General features: G+C 66.9%; 14 protein-coding genes. 5 read left to right on the top strand and 9 right to left on the bottom strand.

Going from position 1 to position 14,539, the window contains the following annotated elements; all coding sequences use genetic code 11:
- Positions 1-4 precede the first annotated feature (4 nt).
- Both DKG74_RS04500 and DKG74_RS04495 read left to right on the top strand, forming a co-directional pair.
- Positions 5-1,417: a cytochrome P450 gene (locus tag DKG74_RS04500; RefSeq protein ID WP_109903075.1), complete on the top strand. Its 1,413-nt coding sequence runs from the start codon at positions 5-7 to the stop codon at positions 1,415-1,417.
- Positions 1,414-2,592 carry a glycosyltransferase family 2 protein gene (locus tag DKG74_RS04495; RefSeq protein ID WP_109903073.1) on the top strand — a complete coding sequence of 393 codons (1,179 nt, stop codon included), beginning with the start codon at positions 1,414-1,416 and terminating at the stop codon, positions 2,590-2,592. Before DKG74_RS04500 ends, DKG74_RS04495 begins: the two co-directional genes overlap by 4 nt.
- 7 nt (positions 2,593-2,599) lie before the next feature.
- On the opposite strand, the gene DKG74_RS04490 is transcribed toward DKG74_RS04495, so the two are convergent.
- The 7 genes from DKG74_RS04490 to DKG74_RS04460 form a co-directional block, all read right to left on the bottom strand.
- Positions 2,600-2,881 carry an HPr family phosphocarrier protein gene (locus DKG74_RS04490; RefSeq protein ID WP_109903071.1) on the bottom strand — a complete coding sequence of 94 codons (282 nt, stop codon included), beginning with the start codon at positions 2,879-2,881 and terminating at the stop codon, positions 2,600-2,602.
- Complete coding sequence (locus DKG74_RS04485) at positions 2,878-3,282, bottom strand: PTS sugar transporter subunit IIA (RefSeq protein ID WP_109903767.1); 405 nt, start codon at positions 3,280-3,282, stop codon at positions 2,878-2,880. Before DKG74_RS04485 ends, DKG74_RS04490 begins: the two co-directional genes overlap by 4 nt.
- A gap of 22 nt (positions 3,283-3,304) precedes the next feature.
- The gene (rapZ, locus tag DKG74_RS04480) at positions 3,305-4,216 is read right to left on the bottom strand and encodes an RNase adapter RapZ (protein ID WP_109903069.1); all 912 of its coding nucleotides are present in this window, start codon (positions 4,214-4,216) and stop codon (positions 3,305-3,307) included.
- Positions 4,213-4,662, bottom strand: a complete 450-nt coding sequence (locus DKG74_RS04475; protein WP_109903067.1) for an HPr kinase/phosphorylase — start codon at positions 4,660-4,662, stop codon at positions 4,213-4,215. The genes rapZ and DKG74_RS04475 overlap by 4 nt, the downstream gene beginning before the upstream one ends.
- 46 nt (positions 4,663-4,708) lie before the next feature.
- Positions 4,709-6,358, bottom strand: coding sequence for a stimulus-sensing domain-containing protein (locus tag DKG74_RS04470; protein WP_109903065.1), 1,650 nt, complete (start codon positions 6,356-6,358; stop codon positions 4,709-4,711).
- 10 nt (positions 6,359-6,368) lie between these two features.
- Positions 6,369-7,076: a response regulator transcription factor gene (locus DKG74_RS04465; RefSeq protein ID WP_109903063.1), complete on the bottom strand. Its 708-nt coding sequence runs from the start codon at positions 7,074-7,076 to the stop codon at positions 6,369-6,371.
- Positions 7,077-7,198: 122 nt separating this feature from the next.
- Positions 7,199-8,509 carry a hypothetical protein gene (locus tag DKG74_RS04460; protein WP_133251499.1) on the bottom strand — a complete coding sequence of 437 codons (1,311 nt, stop codon included), beginning with the start codon at positions 8,507-8,509 and terminating at the stop codon, positions 7,199-7,201.
- Positions 8,510-8,688: 179 nt separating this feature from the next.
- Between DKG74_RS04460 and DKG74_RS04455 the strand changes: the two genes are divergently transcribed.
- The 3 genes from DKG74_RS04455 to DKG74_RS04445 all read left to right on the top strand — a co-directional run bounded on the left by DKG74_RS04455 (position 8,689) and on the right by DKG74_RS04445 (position 12,517).
- The gene (locus DKG74_RS04455; RefSeq protein ID WP_133251498.1) at positions 8,689-9,423 is read left to right on the top strand and encodes a HugZ family pyridoxamine 5'-phosphate oxidase; all 735 of its coding nucleotides are present in this window, start codon (positions 8,689-8,691) and stop codon (positions 9,421-9,423) included.
- Positions 9,424-9,586: 163 nt separating this feature from the next.
- Positions 9,587-11,194: a phosphoenolpyruvate carboxykinase gene (locus DKG74_RS04450; protein ID WP_109903057.1), complete on the top strand. Its 1,608-nt coding sequence runs from the start codon at positions 9,587-9,589 to the stop codon at positions 11,192-11,194.
- Positions 11,195-11,320: 126 nt separating this feature from the next.
- Positions 11,321-12,517 carry a glycosyltransferase family 87 protein gene (locus DKG74_RS04445; protein ID WP_109903055.1) on the top strand — a complete coding sequence of 399 codons (1,197 nt, stop codon included), beginning with the start codon at positions 11,321-11,323 and terminating at the stop codon, positions 12,515-12,517.
- Here the strand turns inward: DKG74_RS04445 and DKG74_RS04440 are convergent.
- Both DKG74_RS04440 and DKG74_RS04435 read right to left on the bottom strand, forming a co-directional pair.
- A complete protein-coding gene (locus DKG74_RS04440) occupies positions 12,449-13,189 on the bottom strand; it encodes a methyltransferase domain-containing protein (RefSeq protein WP_109903053.1) in 741 nt (246 codons plus the stop codon). The two genes, DKG74_RS04445 and DKG74_RS04440, sit on opposite strands and share 69 nt — an antisense overlap.
- On the bottom strand, positions 13,189-14,226 hold the full coding sequence (locus tag DKG74_RS04435) for a glycosyltransferase family 2 protein (RefSeq protein WP_109903051.1): 1,038 nt from the start codon (positions 14,224-14,226) through the stop codon (positions 13,189-13,191). Before DKG74_RS04435 ends, DKG74_RS04440 begins: the two co-directional genes overlap by 1 nt.
- Between the last annotated feature and the right edge of the window lie 313 nt (positions 14,227-14,539).

Genomic DNA, 14,539 nt, shown 5'->3' with positions numbered 1-14,539 from the left:
GGAAATGGCCGGTTTCAAGCCCCCGAAACCCGAACCCAAGCCGGGCGGACTGCCCTTCTGGCGCGTGCTGCCGGCCTGGCTGCACGACGGGCTCTCGGTACTGTCCGACAAGGCGTACCGCATGAAGATGGGGCAGTTCCGGCTGCCCACGCGGCATTTCTTCATGCTGAACGATCCGCCGCTGATCCGCCGCGTGCTGGTCGATCAGGCGGATAATTACCCGAAGAGCGACATCCTCGGCTTCATGCTGAAGCGCCTGATGGGCGACAGTATCTTCACCTCGAACGGCGCGCTGTGGCGGCGCCAGCGGGCGATGCTGAACCCCGCCTTCGAGGCGACGCGGGTAAAGCTGGTGTTCGGCCAGATGCAGGACGCGACGCGGGCCATGATCGGCCGGCTCGACCTGGTCGCCGACGGCAGCCCGCAGGCCATCGACGTCGAGACGACCCATGTCACCGCCGACATCATCCTGCGCACGATCTTCAGCAAGACCCTGTCGCGCGACAAGGCGGAGCAGATTTTCACCGCCTTCAACCTTTTCCAGGAAATCGCCTATGCCCTCGGCATGCTGCGGGTGTTCCGGGTGCCGACCTTTCTCTATGTCCGGCGCAACCGCGAGGCCAATCGGGTCGCGCGCGAGATCAAGGGCCTGCTCGAGCCGCTGATCCAGGAGCGGCTAGACCTGATTGCCGCCGGCAAGACGCCGCCGGAGCGCGATTTCCTCGCCGCCATGATCGAGGCCCGCGATCCCGAGAGCAGCGCGCCCTTCGGCTTCCGCGAGCTTTACGAACAGGTCGCGATGCTGTTTCTCGCCGGGCACGAGACCTCGGCCAGCGCCCTTGCCTGGACACTTTACCTCATCGCCTGCCAGCCCGACGTGCAGGAGCGCCTGCATGAGGAAATCCTCCGCGTCATCGGCCCGGAGCGGGAGCCGGAGCTGGGCGATCTGCGCGCCATGGATTTTCTGCGCGACGTGTTCCGCGAGTCGCTGCGGCTCTATCCGCCGGTCGCCTTCTTCGCGCGGGAACCGGCGACGACGGAATGCATGCGCGACAAGACGGTGGCGCCCGGCTCCATCGTCTTCATCTCGCCCTGGATGCTTCACCGCAACCGCGACCATTGGGACGCGCCGGACGAATTCGACGCCGACCGCTTCAACACCGACAGGGGCATCGAGGCGGCGCGCTGTGCCTATCTGCCTTTCAGCATGGGGCCGCGCGTCTGCCTCGGCGCCGCCTTCGCCCAGCAGGAAGCGGCGCTGATCCTTGCCAGCCTCGTGCGCCGTTATCGCTTCGAGACCGTGCCGGGCCACACGCCGAAGCCGGTCGCCCGCCTCACGCTCCGCTCCGAGAACGGCGTCATGCTGAGGCTGCGCCGCCGGGACGCGGCGGCCGATTCGTCCGCCGCCGCCGAATGAGCCTTGGCGACGCGCTTCTCGCCGCCGGTGGCGGCATCGGCCTTGCCGGTGCCCTGACCGCGCTGTGGTGCGCCGACCTGATGCGCCGCCGGGTGCCGCCGCTGACCGAGACTGTGGCGGCGGAAGTGTTGGTGATCATCCCCGCGACCGGTCCCTTGCCCCGGCTGGAGCGGCTGATCGCCGCCCTCGCCGGGCAGAGCTGCCCGCCCGGCGCTGTGGTGTTTACCGTCGAATCGGCCCTTGATCCGGCGCACGACAGGATCGCCGCGCTCGATGCGCCCTTTCCGCTCCATCTCGTCGTCGCGGGCGATGCCGTCGCGGGCAGCCAGAAATGCCGCAACCTTGCCGCCGCGCTGGCGCGATACGGCGACGAATCGCCTTTCATCGTGCTGGCGGACGCCGATATCGAGCCGCCGCGCGACTGGCTTGCCCATCTGCTGCGGCCGTTGACCCGGGGGGCGGCGGATATCGTCACCGGCTATCGCTGGCCTGTGCCCGGCGACGCCGCCCTCGGCACCCTGTGCGGCACCTGGGCCGACCGGGCGGTGGCGGGTCTGCCCAAGCCGAATCGCGGCTGGCTGACCTGGGGCGGCTCCATCGCCCTGAAGCGGGACGCGGTGCGCGAACTCGACCTCGCCGCGCTTTTCGAGGGCGAGGTGTCGGATGATCTCGCCCTGGCGCGGGCAGCGCGGCGTCTGGGGCTGAAAATCATCTTTCGCGGCGCCGTGCTGGTGCCGACACCGTTTCGCCATTCCCTCGGCTCGCTGCTCGCCTTCGGCCGGCGGCAGTACCAGATGTTCCTGCTCTATCAGCCGGCGCTGTGGCTCTGGGCCGGGGCGACGCTGGCGCTCAATGTCTTCGGCGCGGTCAGCCTGTGGCTGCTGGCGCTGCGCGGCGGCTGGGGGGCGGTGCTGTTTTTCGGGGCGGCGGGGATGGTTGCCCTGGCCGACGAGATGCGGCGGCGGCTGGCGCGGCGCGCGGGCATCGCGGGGGCGGGGCGGGGCAGGGCAGAAGCCCTGCTGCGTCTGATGCCGCTGGTGCTGCCGCTCGTGCACGGCGTCCATCTGCTCGCCTTCGTGCTGAGCATGGACCGGCGTCGCGTGCACTGGGGCCACTGCACCTATCGCCTGAAGCACGGACGGGTGATCGCGATCGAGCGCCGCGAGCCCGGCTGAGCCTTGGCTATTCTTCCTCGTTGAAACGGTTGGCGACGAGCTCGGCGATGGCGTCGAGCGCGGCATCGGCCTCGCGGCCCGAGGCGCCGACCTCGATGCAGGTGCCGATGGCGGCGGCCAGCATCATCAGGCCCATGATCGAGGTGCCGGTGACGGTGGTGCCGTCCTTGGTGACCTTCACTTCGGCATCGAATCGGCTGGCCGTGCTGACGAATTTGGCGGCGGCGCGGGCGTGCAGGCCGCGCTTGTTGCAGATTTTCAGCACGCGGGGATTGTCGACTGCGGTCAAGCCTGTTCCCCGGCGAGATGGGCGGATGCCACGGAGATATATTTCTTGCCCGCGTCCTGTGCGGCGGCGACGGCCTCGGCGAGGGTCATCTTGGTGCGGACCGAGGCGAGCTTGATCAGCATCGGCAGGTTCACCCCGGCGATGACCTCGATCCCCGCACCGAGCACGGAAATGGCCAGATTGGAGGGCGTCCCGCCGAACATGTCGGTCAGGATGATGACCCCCTTGCCCCGGTTGACGGCGGCGACCGCATCGACGATGTCGCCGCGACGCCGCTCCATGTCGTCCTCGGCGCCGATGCAGATCGCCCGCATCGCCTGTTGCGGTCCGACGACGTGTTCCGTCGCCGCTATGAACTCTTCGGCAAGGCGACCGTGAGTCACCAGCACCAGGCCGATTATGGCTCCATTCGACAAGACAACCTCAAGCGAACACCGTATCGCGATGTATGACGGTGACGCGATGGCCGCTTTCGCGCAAGACCCCGCCGATGCGTTCGGCCATAAAGACCGACCGATGACGGCCGCCACTGCACCCAAAAGCGATGGTAAGGTAGGATTTCCCCTCCCGCCGGTAGAGCGGGACGAGGAAGGTGAGCATGCCCGAGACCCGTTCGTCGAATTCGGCGAAGACGGGATCGGCCATGATATGGGCGCCGACCTCGACGTCCTTGCCGGTGCCGGGGCGCAGCGCGGGCACCCAATGCGGATTGGCGAGGAAGCGGACGTCGAACACGAGATCGGCTTCGCGCGGCAGGCCTTTCTTGAACGAAAACGACATGACCGAGACCGAAAGACCGGCGTGGACGTCGAGCGGGAACAGGCCGGCGATCAGGCGCTTCAGGTCGTTGATGCTGAGAAGGGTGGTGTCGATCACCTCGTCGGCGTCGTCGCGGATATCGCTCATCAGGCGCTGCTCGAGGGCGATGCCGTCGGTCACCGGCCGCTCTTCCGCCATGGGGTGACGGCGCCGCGTCTCGGTGTAACGCTGCGCCAGCACACCCTCCGCGCAGTCGAGGAACAGGACCTGGAGGTCGAGATCCGGCCGCGCCCGCAGCGATTCGACCCGGCGCAGGAATTGCTCGGCGTCGAACCCCCGGCTGCGGATGTCGACATTGATGGCGACGCCGCGCGCCGGATGCTCGGCCCCGGGGGAGAGCAGGGCGGCGAGGAAGGCGAGGGGCAGATTGTCGATGGTCTCGTAGCCGAGGTCTTCGAGCGCCTTCATGGCGGTCAGCTTGCCGGCACCCGACAGGCCGGTGACCAGAATGACCGGCAATGTGCCGGGCCGGCGCTGCGAACCGGCGATATCCAGTCCCTTGGGGGCGTCGTTCATCGTTTTACCTCGAGGCTGCCGCAAGCGAGGGCGAGGGCCATCTCCAGCTTGATCGGCGCCGAATGTTCGAAGGGATTAAGGGCTATCCGTGACAGGTTGATGTCGGCGAGGCTGACCCGCTCGTCGGCCGGCAGGCGCGGCACGTCGGCAGGCGGCACCAGATCGGCGACGAGGGCGAGGGGCACCGAACGGGTCGCCGGCATGTCGACGAGGCCAAGGCCCCGCACCTCGAGCAGGCCGCGGATGGCGGCGGGACAACGCGCGACGAGGGTGCCCGCCTCGACCGTCAGTTCCACCTGATCGTCGGCGACCAGCCAGGCACCCCGGTCGACGAGGCGCAGCGCAAGATCGGATTTGCCGGCGCCCGATGGCCCGCGCAGCAGTACCCCGCGTGCGCCGAGGGCGACGCAGGTGGCGTGAAGCAGCAGGGTAACGGGTGCCGACATGGCGGCAAGGTGCGCTGAGCCTTCGGTCCCGTCAATCCATGTCCCGTCAATCGAGGTCGGCGACGGCGGTCCGGCTGCCCCGGCGCGGCCGGTCGGTGAAGACGGGCAGGCGCACGGTGAAACAGGCCCCGGCGGTGCCGCCGGCCGGCCCCGGCCTGTTGCTGGCGGCGATGGTGCCGTCATGGCCTTCGACGATCTGGCGCACGATGGCAAGGCCAAGGCCCGAATGGCTGCCGATCTGCTCGTTCGGCCGTTCGGTGTAGAAACGCTCGAAGATGCGGGTCAGGGCTTCGTCGGGGATGCCCGGCCCGTCGTCCTCGACCCTGGCCACCAGGTCGTTGCCGTCCCGGGTCAACGCGATTCGGACCTTGCCGTTCTCGGGCGAGAAGGAGATGGCATTGTCGATCAGGTTGCGGAACACGCGGCCCACCTGCTCGGCCGCCGCCATGATCTGCTGGTCGCGCGCCTCGGGCGCGACGCTCAGCTCGAAATTCGGCCAGCCCTCCCGCTTCAGGTCGGCATAGGTGTCGACAAGACCCTTCAGCAGGCCATCGAGGGCGATGGGCTGGCGCCGGTCGCGCGCCATTTCGGCGTCGAGGCGCGAGGCGTCGGAGATTTCCGAAATCAGCTTGTCCAGGCGGCGGACGTCGATCTCGATGATTTCAGTCAGGCGCTGGCGGGCATTGGGGTCCTTGGTCCGGCCCCAGACCTCGATCGCGCTGCGAATCGAGGACAGCGGGTTCTTCAGTTCGTGCGCGACATCGGCGGCGAAGGATTCGATGGCGTCGATCCGGCCATACAGTGCCTCGGTCATCGACTGCAGGGCGACGGAGAGGTCGCCAATCTCGTCGCGCCGCCGACTGAAATTGGGGATGGCGATGCGCTCGCCCCGACCGGCCTTCACCTGTTCGGCGGCTTCGGCCAGCCGGTGCACCGGGCTGGCGATGGTGCGGGCGAGGAAGATCGACAGGAGCACGGTGACGGCGAGGGCGACGCCGAAGACTTCGAGAATGGCCAGCCGCTCGGCCCGGATCGCCTGGTCGATGTCCCGCGCCTCGACCGAGAGGACGAGAGCGCCCAGTACCTTGCGGAAGCGGACGACGGGAATCGCGACGGAAATATGCGGCGTGCCGTCCGCCGTCATGCGCTCGATCGCGCCCGCGCTGCCGGAGAGGGCGGCGACCGCTTCCGGATAGTCGCGGGCCTGCTGCAGCGGATAATCGACATAGAGCGAGCGGGGCCTTGCCGCGGGCAGCAGCGGCTCGAGCAGGTCGTAAAGGAATTCGACGATGCCGGGGCCGTCGTCCGGCGGCGGCAGCTCGACGCGGGAGACCTGGGCGTCGGGGCGCAGGTCGTTGGTGTCGGCGACGAGCTGGCCGTCGTTGTTGAACAGGCGGGCGCGGGTCGCCGTCGGATCGGTCAGGCGCAGCAGCAGGGCGCGGGCCGGCAGGATGTCGAGATCGGTCGCCTCCGGCCCGGAGGAGGCGGCGAGTCCGAGGGCGCCGGCGATGATCTCGCCCTGGGTCAGCAGCGAATCGGCGCGCTGGGTGACGAGACTGGCGCGGAACTGGTCGAGGTAGAGCACGCCGCCGACAAGGGCGGCGAGCGCGACCACGTTGACCGCCAGGATACGGCGGGTCAGCGAGGAAAAGGGCCCGCGCCCGCGATGCCGGCGATGTGGCGCCGAGACGGACATGGTGCCGGCCCTAGACCTCGTCGAACTTGTAGCCGATGCCGTAAAGCGTCTCGATCGAGCCGAAGTCGGGATCGACCGTCTTGAACTTCTTGCGCAGGCGCTTGATGTGGCTGTCGATGGTGCGGTCGTCGACATAGACCTGATCGTCGTAGGCGGCGTCCATCAGCTGGTCACGGCTCTTCACATGGCCCGGGCGCTGGGCGAGGGCCTGCAGGATCAGGAATTCGGTCACCGTCAGGGTGACCTGCTGGCCATCCCAGGTGCAGGCGTGGCGCAAGGGATCGAGGGTCAGGCGGCCGCGCACCATCAGGGGCTCCGGCCTTGCGTCCTCGCCCTCGCCGGCGGCGTCGGCGCGGCGCAGCAGGGCCTTGATCCGTTCGATCAGCAGGCGCTGGGAGAAGGGCTTGCGGATATAGTCGTCCGCGCCCATGCGCAGGCCCAGCACCTCGTCCAGCTCGTCGTCCTTCGAGGTCAGGAAGATCACCGGCAGGCTGGAAGCCTGGCGCAGGCGGCGCAGCACCTCCATCCCGTCCATGCGCGGCATCTTGATGTCGAGCACGGCGAGGTCGGGCGGCGAGCGGCCGAAAGCGGCGAGCGCGGTCGCCCCGTCGGTATAGGTCTCGACCGCGAAGCCCTCGGCCTCGAGGCCGATGGATACCGACGTCAGAATGTTGCGGTCGTCGTCGACGAGGGCGATCTTCGAAGGATTTTTCGACATGGTTCCTGCCGTTTGGACGGTCACATACGTCCTGAACGGTGATTTTGGCAATCGTGGGGCGATGTGGCCAGCGTCTCGCGATGGCGATTGCTCCGGAATGTCTGTCGCACAACCCTTGCCGCTTATGGATGCAGGGCCAAGGCCTCCTTGCATTCGTCGCGACTGGCGGCCTCGTCGGCGGCATCCGGTGTCAGGGCCGAGGTCTTGAGGACGGCCCAGAGCACGATCTTGCCGTCGAGCGGGGACAGGGGGAGCTTCGCCATTTCCTCCAATGTCGCCGCGCACATGCCGCCGAGGGCGTCGCGCTGATTCAGGTCAGCGGCTTTCTTGATCAGGGGGAACAGCGTCTTGTACCAGGGCGCTTCGGACAGATATTCCCCGATCGACTTCTCGGCCGCGACCTTGGTGGCGAGCACCGCAAAGGGATCGAGATTCTGCATCACGGCAAGAGTGGCGGCGGCCTCGTCGGCGACGCACGAACGGTCTTGATGTTCACCGTCCCCACAATATTCGACGTTGGAGAAAATCGAAGGTTTCGGGGTGGATAGCCTGATGCTCCATGTTCCGACCCTGCGATAGCTGCTGCCATCGCGCCATTCGTCCCCGGGAACCCCGGATTCGAAGGTGAGCGGTTCATTGCCGAGCAGCCGGCTGACGGTATAGGAATTGGTCAGCCTCTCCTCGAGCGAGGACGAGAACAGCTGCCCGATGGTGCGGTCGACCGCGCTCGAAGCGCTGTTGAGCTTCTGATCGCTCAGAATCGTGATGGCCTTCACGCCCGGATCGGCGATCTCGAGGATGGTGCGGGCGGCATTGACCGCCGTTCGGATCGCCTCGGTCGAAACTTCGCTGGCCTGCGTGTGTACCAGCCCGATCTGGATCGCCATGTCGGGCGAGACCAGGAAGTGACCGTTCATGAGCCTGCTTCCGCTCAATTCGGTCAGCCAGACTTCGCCAACGGTCGCGTTGCTGCCGTGGCTCCAGACCATCAGCGGCAGTTTGAGATCGAGATTGCGCGACGGAACTTTCAGCTCGACGGACAGATTTACCGACCAGCTCCGGCCCCATACCAGTCGCTTGAGGATATCCCGCCGTTCGTGTTCGTAGTCACGGATCATCGGGGGGGCGGCTCCAGGGCCGCCGGCCGATTCGGGCGCCGGTTCGACCAACAGGCGGACATAGAAATTCTTCAGCTGCCTGTAATGTTCTTCTCCGCCGGGCGCCGAGACCATTTGCAGGAACAAAGTCGCCTTCTGCTTCTGTGCCTCGGGGAGCGGCTTTTCCCCCACGTCCTGTTTTGCCCCGTCGGCGGCAGGCCCGACGTCCGGCACGGCCGGACTTGCCCCCGGCGAGGGCGCTGTCGTCGAGCAGGCCGCCAGCGAGAGCGCCAGCAAGACCGCGGAAGGAATTTTCCCTGAAATGCGATGCCTCATGGTTGCCCCCGTTACCGCCCCGTAGTCGGAGAACAGAGTTCCACAGTGAAAACAACCTGTAATTGTTTATTTATGCCGCTATGGTGGCAGTTCTAAAGGATTGAAACCGGGAGGCTGTGGGGACCATTCTCGGCCAATCGACCGGCGACGCCGGATCGTCACGACCGCAGGAGCTGGCCTTGACCGCTGATCCCCAGTCCCCCGCCCGCATGGCGCGCGATCTCGTCCGCCGCACGCCGACCGCGTCGCTTGGCGTCCTGCTGCCGGATGGCGGTCCCTACGTCTCGCTGGTGCTTGCCGCCGTCGATCACGCCGGGCGGCCGCTCATCTTCATCTCCGGTCTCGCCGAGCACACGAAGGCGCTGCTGGCGGAGCCCCGCGCATCGCTGCTGTTCGATGGCACGGCGGGGCATCTCGCCCGCCTGACCGGCGCGCGGGTCAGCCTGGTCGGGCGCATGGTGCGCATCGACGACGAGGGCCTGAAGGACCGTTTCATCGCTCGCCACGCCGAAGCGCAGATGTACCGCGACTTTCCCGATTTCAGCCTGTGGCGCATGGAGCCCGAGAGGGCGCATCTCGTCGCCGGCTTCGGCCGCATCCACTGGATCCCGGCGGCGGAATTCCTGTTCGACGACCGGCCCTGCGTCGCCCTGGCCGAGGACGAGGCCGGCATCGTCGGCCATATGAACGCCGATCATGCCGATGCGGTCGGTCTCTACGCGACGGCGCTGCTGGGCCTGCCTGCGGCAGAATGGCGCATGACGGGCCTCGACCCCGAAGGGGCCGACCTGATGGCGCCCGATGGCACCCGGGGCCGGATTTTCTTCGATCGGGTGATCGGAAATGCCACCGAGGCGCGTGTCGCGCTGGTCGATCTGGTGCGCCGGGCCCGGAATTCGGAAAATCCTGTATGATTTGTCACAACAGGGGGCCAAGTCGGTTGTTGCGGACCCGGTCGCCGGAATCTATTTTCCGGCCGTCATGCAACCGAAATAGGCGGCGCGTGTTGCTACGTCGTCTTCGATCAGCCGCAGCGGGATCGTCATCCCGCGCCGAATAACCTTGCGGAGAAATACATTGCGCCAGATCGGCACCCATGTTTCGAAACACGGCCTCGAACTCCAGGGCATCCGCAACGTCGCGGCCGCCTACTGGAACCTGGGCGCCCCCGCCCTCTACGAGGAGGCCATCCGCCGCAAGGAGGGCGTCGTCGCCGAAGGCGGTCCTCTGGTGGTCAAGACCGGCCAGCACACCGGCCGCTCCGCCAGCGACAAGTTCACCGTGAAGGATGAGACCACCGCCGACAACGTCTGGTGGGGCAAGTCCAACGTCGCCATCGACCCGGCCAAGGCCGCGGCGCTGCGCGAGAAGGTGAAGGCCTATCTGCAGAACAAGGAAATCTTCGTTCAGGATCTCTACGGCGGCGCCGATCCGGCGAACCGGGTGAAGGTCCGCGTGGTGACCGAATACGCCTGGCACTCGCTGTTCATCCGCAACCTGCTGGTCCGTCCGGTCGCCGGCGATCTCGAGGACTTCGTGCCCGAGTTCACCATCATCGACTGCCCGAACCTGCTGGCCGATCCGGCGGCCGACGGCACCCGGTCCGAGACCTTCATCGTCGTCGACTTCGCGGCCAAGACCATCGTCATCGGCGGCACGTCCTATGCCGGCGAGATGAAGAAGTCGGTCTTCACCATCCTGAACTACCTGCTGCCGGTGAAGGGCGTCATGCCCATGCACTGCTCGATCAACGTCGGCGAAGCGGGCGATTCCGCCATCTTCTTCGGCCTCTCGGGCACCGGCAAGACCACTCTCTCGGCCGATCCGGAGCGTCAGCTCATCGGTGACGACGAGCACGGCTGGTCGGAAGAGGGCGTGTTCAACTTCGAGGGCGGCTGCTACGCCAAGATGATCCGTCTCTCGGAAACCGCCGAGCCGGAAATCTTCTCGACCACCAAGCGTTTCGGCACCGTGCTCGAGAACGTCGTGATCGACCCCGAGACCCGCAAGCTCGACCTCGACGACGCGACCCTGGCCGAGAATTCGCGCGGCGCCTATCCGCTCGACTTCATCGCCAATGCCTCGCTCAGCGGCGTCGCTGGCCATCCGAAGAACATCATCATGCTGACGGCGGATGCCTTCGGCGTGCTGCCCCCGATCTCGCGTCTGTCGCCGGAAGAGGCGATGTACCACTTCCTGTCGGGTTACACCGCCAAGGTCGCCGGCACCGAAAAGGGTCTCGGCAAGGAGCCGCAGGCGACCTTCTCGACCTGCTTCGGCGCCCCCTTCATGCCCCGTCACCCGACGGTCTACGGCAACATCCTGAAGGAAAAGATCGCCAACCACGGCGTCTCCTGCTGGCTGGTGAACACCGGCTGGACCGGCGGCGTGTTCGGCGTCGGCCAGCGCATGCCGATCAAGGTGACCCGCGCCCTGCTGCGCGCCGCCCTCGACGGCTCGCTGAACAAGGTCGAATTCCGCAAGGACCCGAACTTCGGCTTCGAGGTGCCGGTCGCCGTGCCGGGCGTCCCGACCGAAATCCTCGATCCGCGCCAGACCTGGGCCGACAAGGCCGCCTATGACGCGCAGGCCAAGCATCTGGTGAAGCTGTTCATCGACAACTTCGCCCAGTTCGAAGATCACGTCGACGATGCGATCAAGTCGGCGGCCCCCAAGGCCGCCTGATCGCCGCGCGATCGAATAAAGGAAAGGGCCGTGGGGAACCGCGGCCCTTTTTCTTTGGTGGCCGTCGGCCGGCGTTAACCTCTTTACGTCAGGATCGGCGCCTGTTTCGTCCCGTCCGAGGCTGCCTTGACCGTCGACCGACCCGAGACCCCTGCGACCCGGAATCTGTGGCGCCTCGCTCTCGGCATCCTGCCGTTCATCCTGCTCATCGTCGCGATGGACGAATGGCGCTTTCTGTCCGAAAGGTTCAGCCGCGGTCAGGTCATCGGGCGCGATGCCTATGTCTTCTGGACCGCCGGCCGGCTCGGCCTCGCGGGCGACCTTTCGTCGATCTACGATTATCCCGCGTTCCAGCGGGTAGTGAACGCGGCGCTCGGGCCTGAAGCCGGCCTTCACGTCTTTCCCTATCCACCGCCGGCCCTGCTGCTGTTGGCGCCCTTCGGGGCCTTGCCTTATCCCGTGGCGCTGGCCTTGTGGTCGCTGGCCGGACCCATCGCATTCGCCGCCGCCATCGCGGCCCCGGATTTCCGCCGTTCGTCCGTGCTGCTCGCGCTCGCGGCGCCGCTGACCGTCACCAATGTCGCGCTCGGCCAGAACGGATTGATCTGTGCTGCCCTGATCATCGGCGGGCTGAGACTGGCGCCGCGTCGGCCGATTCTCGCCGGAGTGCTGATCGGCCTGCTGATCTTCAAGCCGATGCTGGCGGTGATGCTGCCGCTGGTGCTGCTGATCGACCAGCGCTGGCGGGCGATCGGGGCCGCGACGGCCACGGTGCTTGTCCTGTGTCTGGCGTCCCTGCTGATCTTCGGGCCGGGGATATGGGAAGCCTATCTGACGGAGGGGGCGCCGTTCCAGCGCCAGCTGCTGGAACAGGGTACCGGCCTCGCCCAGGGCATGAAGCTGACCGCCTTCATGGCCGCGCGTCAGATGGGCCTCGATCTTCCCGCCGCTTACGGCGTGCAGGCGGCGGTGGCGGTCTTTGCGCTGGGCACGGCGCTTGTCTATCTGTGGCGGCGGCGCGGCGGCCGGGCGGGGCAGGGACGCGATCTGCTGGTCGTCGCCCTCGCGACGGCGCTGATCCTGCCTTACCTGCACTTCTACGATCTCGCGGTTCTCGCCGGGGCTCAGATCCTTGCCTGCCGGGAGAGTGGGGGGGCGCAATCCGCGGGGCAGCGCCGGTTCCAGGTCATGCTCTGGCTGCTGCCGTTCTGCGGCATGATCCTGAATATCGCCGGCCTGCCGGTGGCGGCGCCGCTATTGATGGTCTCGCTGCTGCTTGCCGCGCGGCTTCCGCGCGAGGCAGAAGGCGGTCACGCCGCATAGCCGGTTGACGGGCAGCAGCAGCCGCGCCTCGATGTCGCACAACAGGCGAAGCGCGCCGTTGACGAGGGTGGGCGCCGGCCGCAGGTCGGATTCGCTGACCGTGCCGACCCCCCGCTTCGCCATGCGCACCAGGGCGACCAGTGGAAACAGCAGCCCGAAGAAATAGCGCCCGCGCACCACGTCCAGCCCGGCCCGCCGGGCCAGCTCTTCGAGTTGACGCAGCCGATAGCGCCGATGGTGGCCGAGGAAGACGTCGTGTCCGCTCCACAACGAAGGAAAGGCCGGTACGGACAGCAGGACATGCGTGCCCTCGGCCGCCCCCGCCACATAGTGGGCGAGGAAGCCCGCATCGTCCTCGACATGTTCGAGCACGTCGATGAAGAGGATCAAATCATGCGCGGCGATGTCTTCCGGCTGACGGCGGAACAGGACGGGCTTGCCGGCCTCGACCGTGTCGCGATCCGCCGGGTAGTTGATGTCGACGCATTGGCAGCGGTCGGCCTTCGTCTCCCGCAGCAGGCTGCGGCCGAAGAAGCCGGAGCCGGCCCCGACGTCGAGGATCGACCGGATGCCGAGGCCGCGCAACAGACGCCGCACCGCACCGAGTTTCGAGGCGTAATACCAGTGCCGTGACACGGATTCGCCGAGGATATTCTCTTCCTTCAGGTCCATCAGCAGTCCTTCCCGGCATTGCCGGCGCGGCGGGACGGGCGCCGTGGCAGAACCGCGAGGCGCGACAACTCGGCACGCCGCTCCTCGATCAGGGCACCGTCGAAACCGGCAAGATCGCGCACGATGTAGAGCGGGCGGTTCTTGGTCTCGACGAAGATGCGCGAGGCATATTCGCCGATGATCCCGATCGACAGCAGTTGCAGCCCGCCGAGCACCGTCACCAGCACGGCGAGGGTCGCGAAACCCGGGGTGTCCCGGCCGTAGACCAGCGTGTGGACGACGATGAAGCCGCCATAGAGAAAGCCGAGCAGGGCGACGGCCGCGCCGATATAGCTCCACACCCGGATCGGCATCGACGAGAACGAGGTGATGCCGTCGAGGGCGAAATTCCACAGCCGCCAGAAGCGGAACTTGGTTTGCCCGGCCGCGCGTTCCGGCCGGTCGTAGAGCACTTCATCCTGGTGAAAGCCGAGGGCAGCGAACAGGCCCTTCATGAAGCGGTTGCGCTCGGGGAATTGTTGCAGCGCATCGAGAACGCGGCGGTCCATCAGCCTGAAGTCGCCGACGTTGCTCGGAATCGGAATGTCCGACAGGCGGTTGAACAGCGTGTAGAAATGTCCGGCCGAAACCCGCTTCAGCATCGTGTCGCTCGGCCGGCTGCGCCTGCGGGCATAGACGATGTCGCAGCCCGCCAGCCATTTCTCGACCAGGCGCGGAATGACCTCCGGGGGATCCTGCAGGTCGACATCCATCGGAATCGCCGCGTCCCCGGTCGCGAAATGCAGACCGGCGGTCAGGGCGGCCTCCTTGCCGAAGTTGCGGGACAGGGACAGAAGGCGCAGCCGCGGCTCGGTCGCCCGGGCCGCTTCGATGACACGGGCTGTCCCATCGGTCGAGCCGTCGTCGACGAAGATGATTTCGAACGATGGGGTCAGGTCGCGCAGTACCGGCAGCACCGAGGCAAGGAAGAGAGGCAGGGCATCCTCTTCGTTGCGCACCGGCACGACGACGGACAGGGCGAAATCACTCGGCTCCAAGACAAGACTCCCGTGGTCGATCTGGCCACTGTTGCATCAGGATAACAGTCAGGGGTTAAGAACGTCTCGACCACTGTTGCCGCAAATCCGCCGCGCTTTATCCGGGTCTCCGCCTCAATCCCTGCGAAAGGTGATCTTCGCCTTTCCATGGGAGATTGCATCATGTCGCCGATGAAGTCCGGGTTCGTCCCGGCGCTGGTTTTGCCCCTGTCGCTGGCTGGCGGCCTCTGGGGATGTAGTCCCTCGACGGTGGGGGAAGCTACCGTCGGGAGCGCGGGGGTGCAGTACGATAGGGCTGCCGCGCCTTCCGTCG

Origin of the sequence: Zavarzinia aquatilis, from assembly GCF_003173035.1 — a bacterium.
Classification (GTDB): Bacteria; Pseudomonadota; Alphaproteobacteria; order Zavarziniales; family Zavarziniaceae; genus Zavarzinia; species Zavarzinia aquatilis.
The sequence above is the reverse complement of the archived record's forward strand: the minus strand, read 5'-3'. Positions and strand labels throughout refer to the sequence as shown.

Excerpts from the sequence above, each read along its gene's own strand:
- DKG74_RS04495 (WP_109903073.1), top strand. The coding sequence starts at position 1,414 with ATGAGCCTTGGCGACGCGCTTCTCGCCGCCGGTGGCGGCATCGGCCTT.
- DKG74_RS04500 (WP_109903075.1), top strand. The coding sequence starts at position 5 with ATGGCCGGTTTCAAGCCCCCGAAACCCGAACCCAAGCCGGGCGGACTG.
- DKG74_RS04470 (WP_109903065.1), bottom strand. The coding sequence starts at position 6,358 with ATGTCCGTCTCGGCGCCACATCGCCGGCATCGCGGGCGCGGGCCCTTT.
- DKG74_RS04460 (WP_133251499.1), bottom strand. The coding sequence starts at position 8,509 with ATGAGGCATCGCATTTCAGGGAAAATTCCTTCCGCGGTCTTGCTGGCG.
- rapZ (WP_109903069.1), bottom strand. The coding sequence starts at position 4,216 with ATGAACGACGCCCCCAAGGGACTGGATATCGCCGGTTCGCAGCGCCGG.
- DKG74_RS04440 (WP_109903053.1), bottom strand. The coding sequence starts at position 13,189 with ATGGACCTGAAGGAAGAGAATATCCTCGGCGAATCCGTGTCACGGCAC.
- DKG74_RS04465 (WP_109903063.1), bottom strand. The coding sequence starts at position 7,076 with ATGTCGAAAAATCCTTCGAAGATCGCCCTCGTCGACGACGACCGCAAC.
- DKG74_RS04475 (WP_109903067.1), bottom strand. The coding sequence starts at position 4,662 with ATGTCGGCACCCGTTACCCTGCTGCTTCACGCCACCTGCGTCGCCCTC.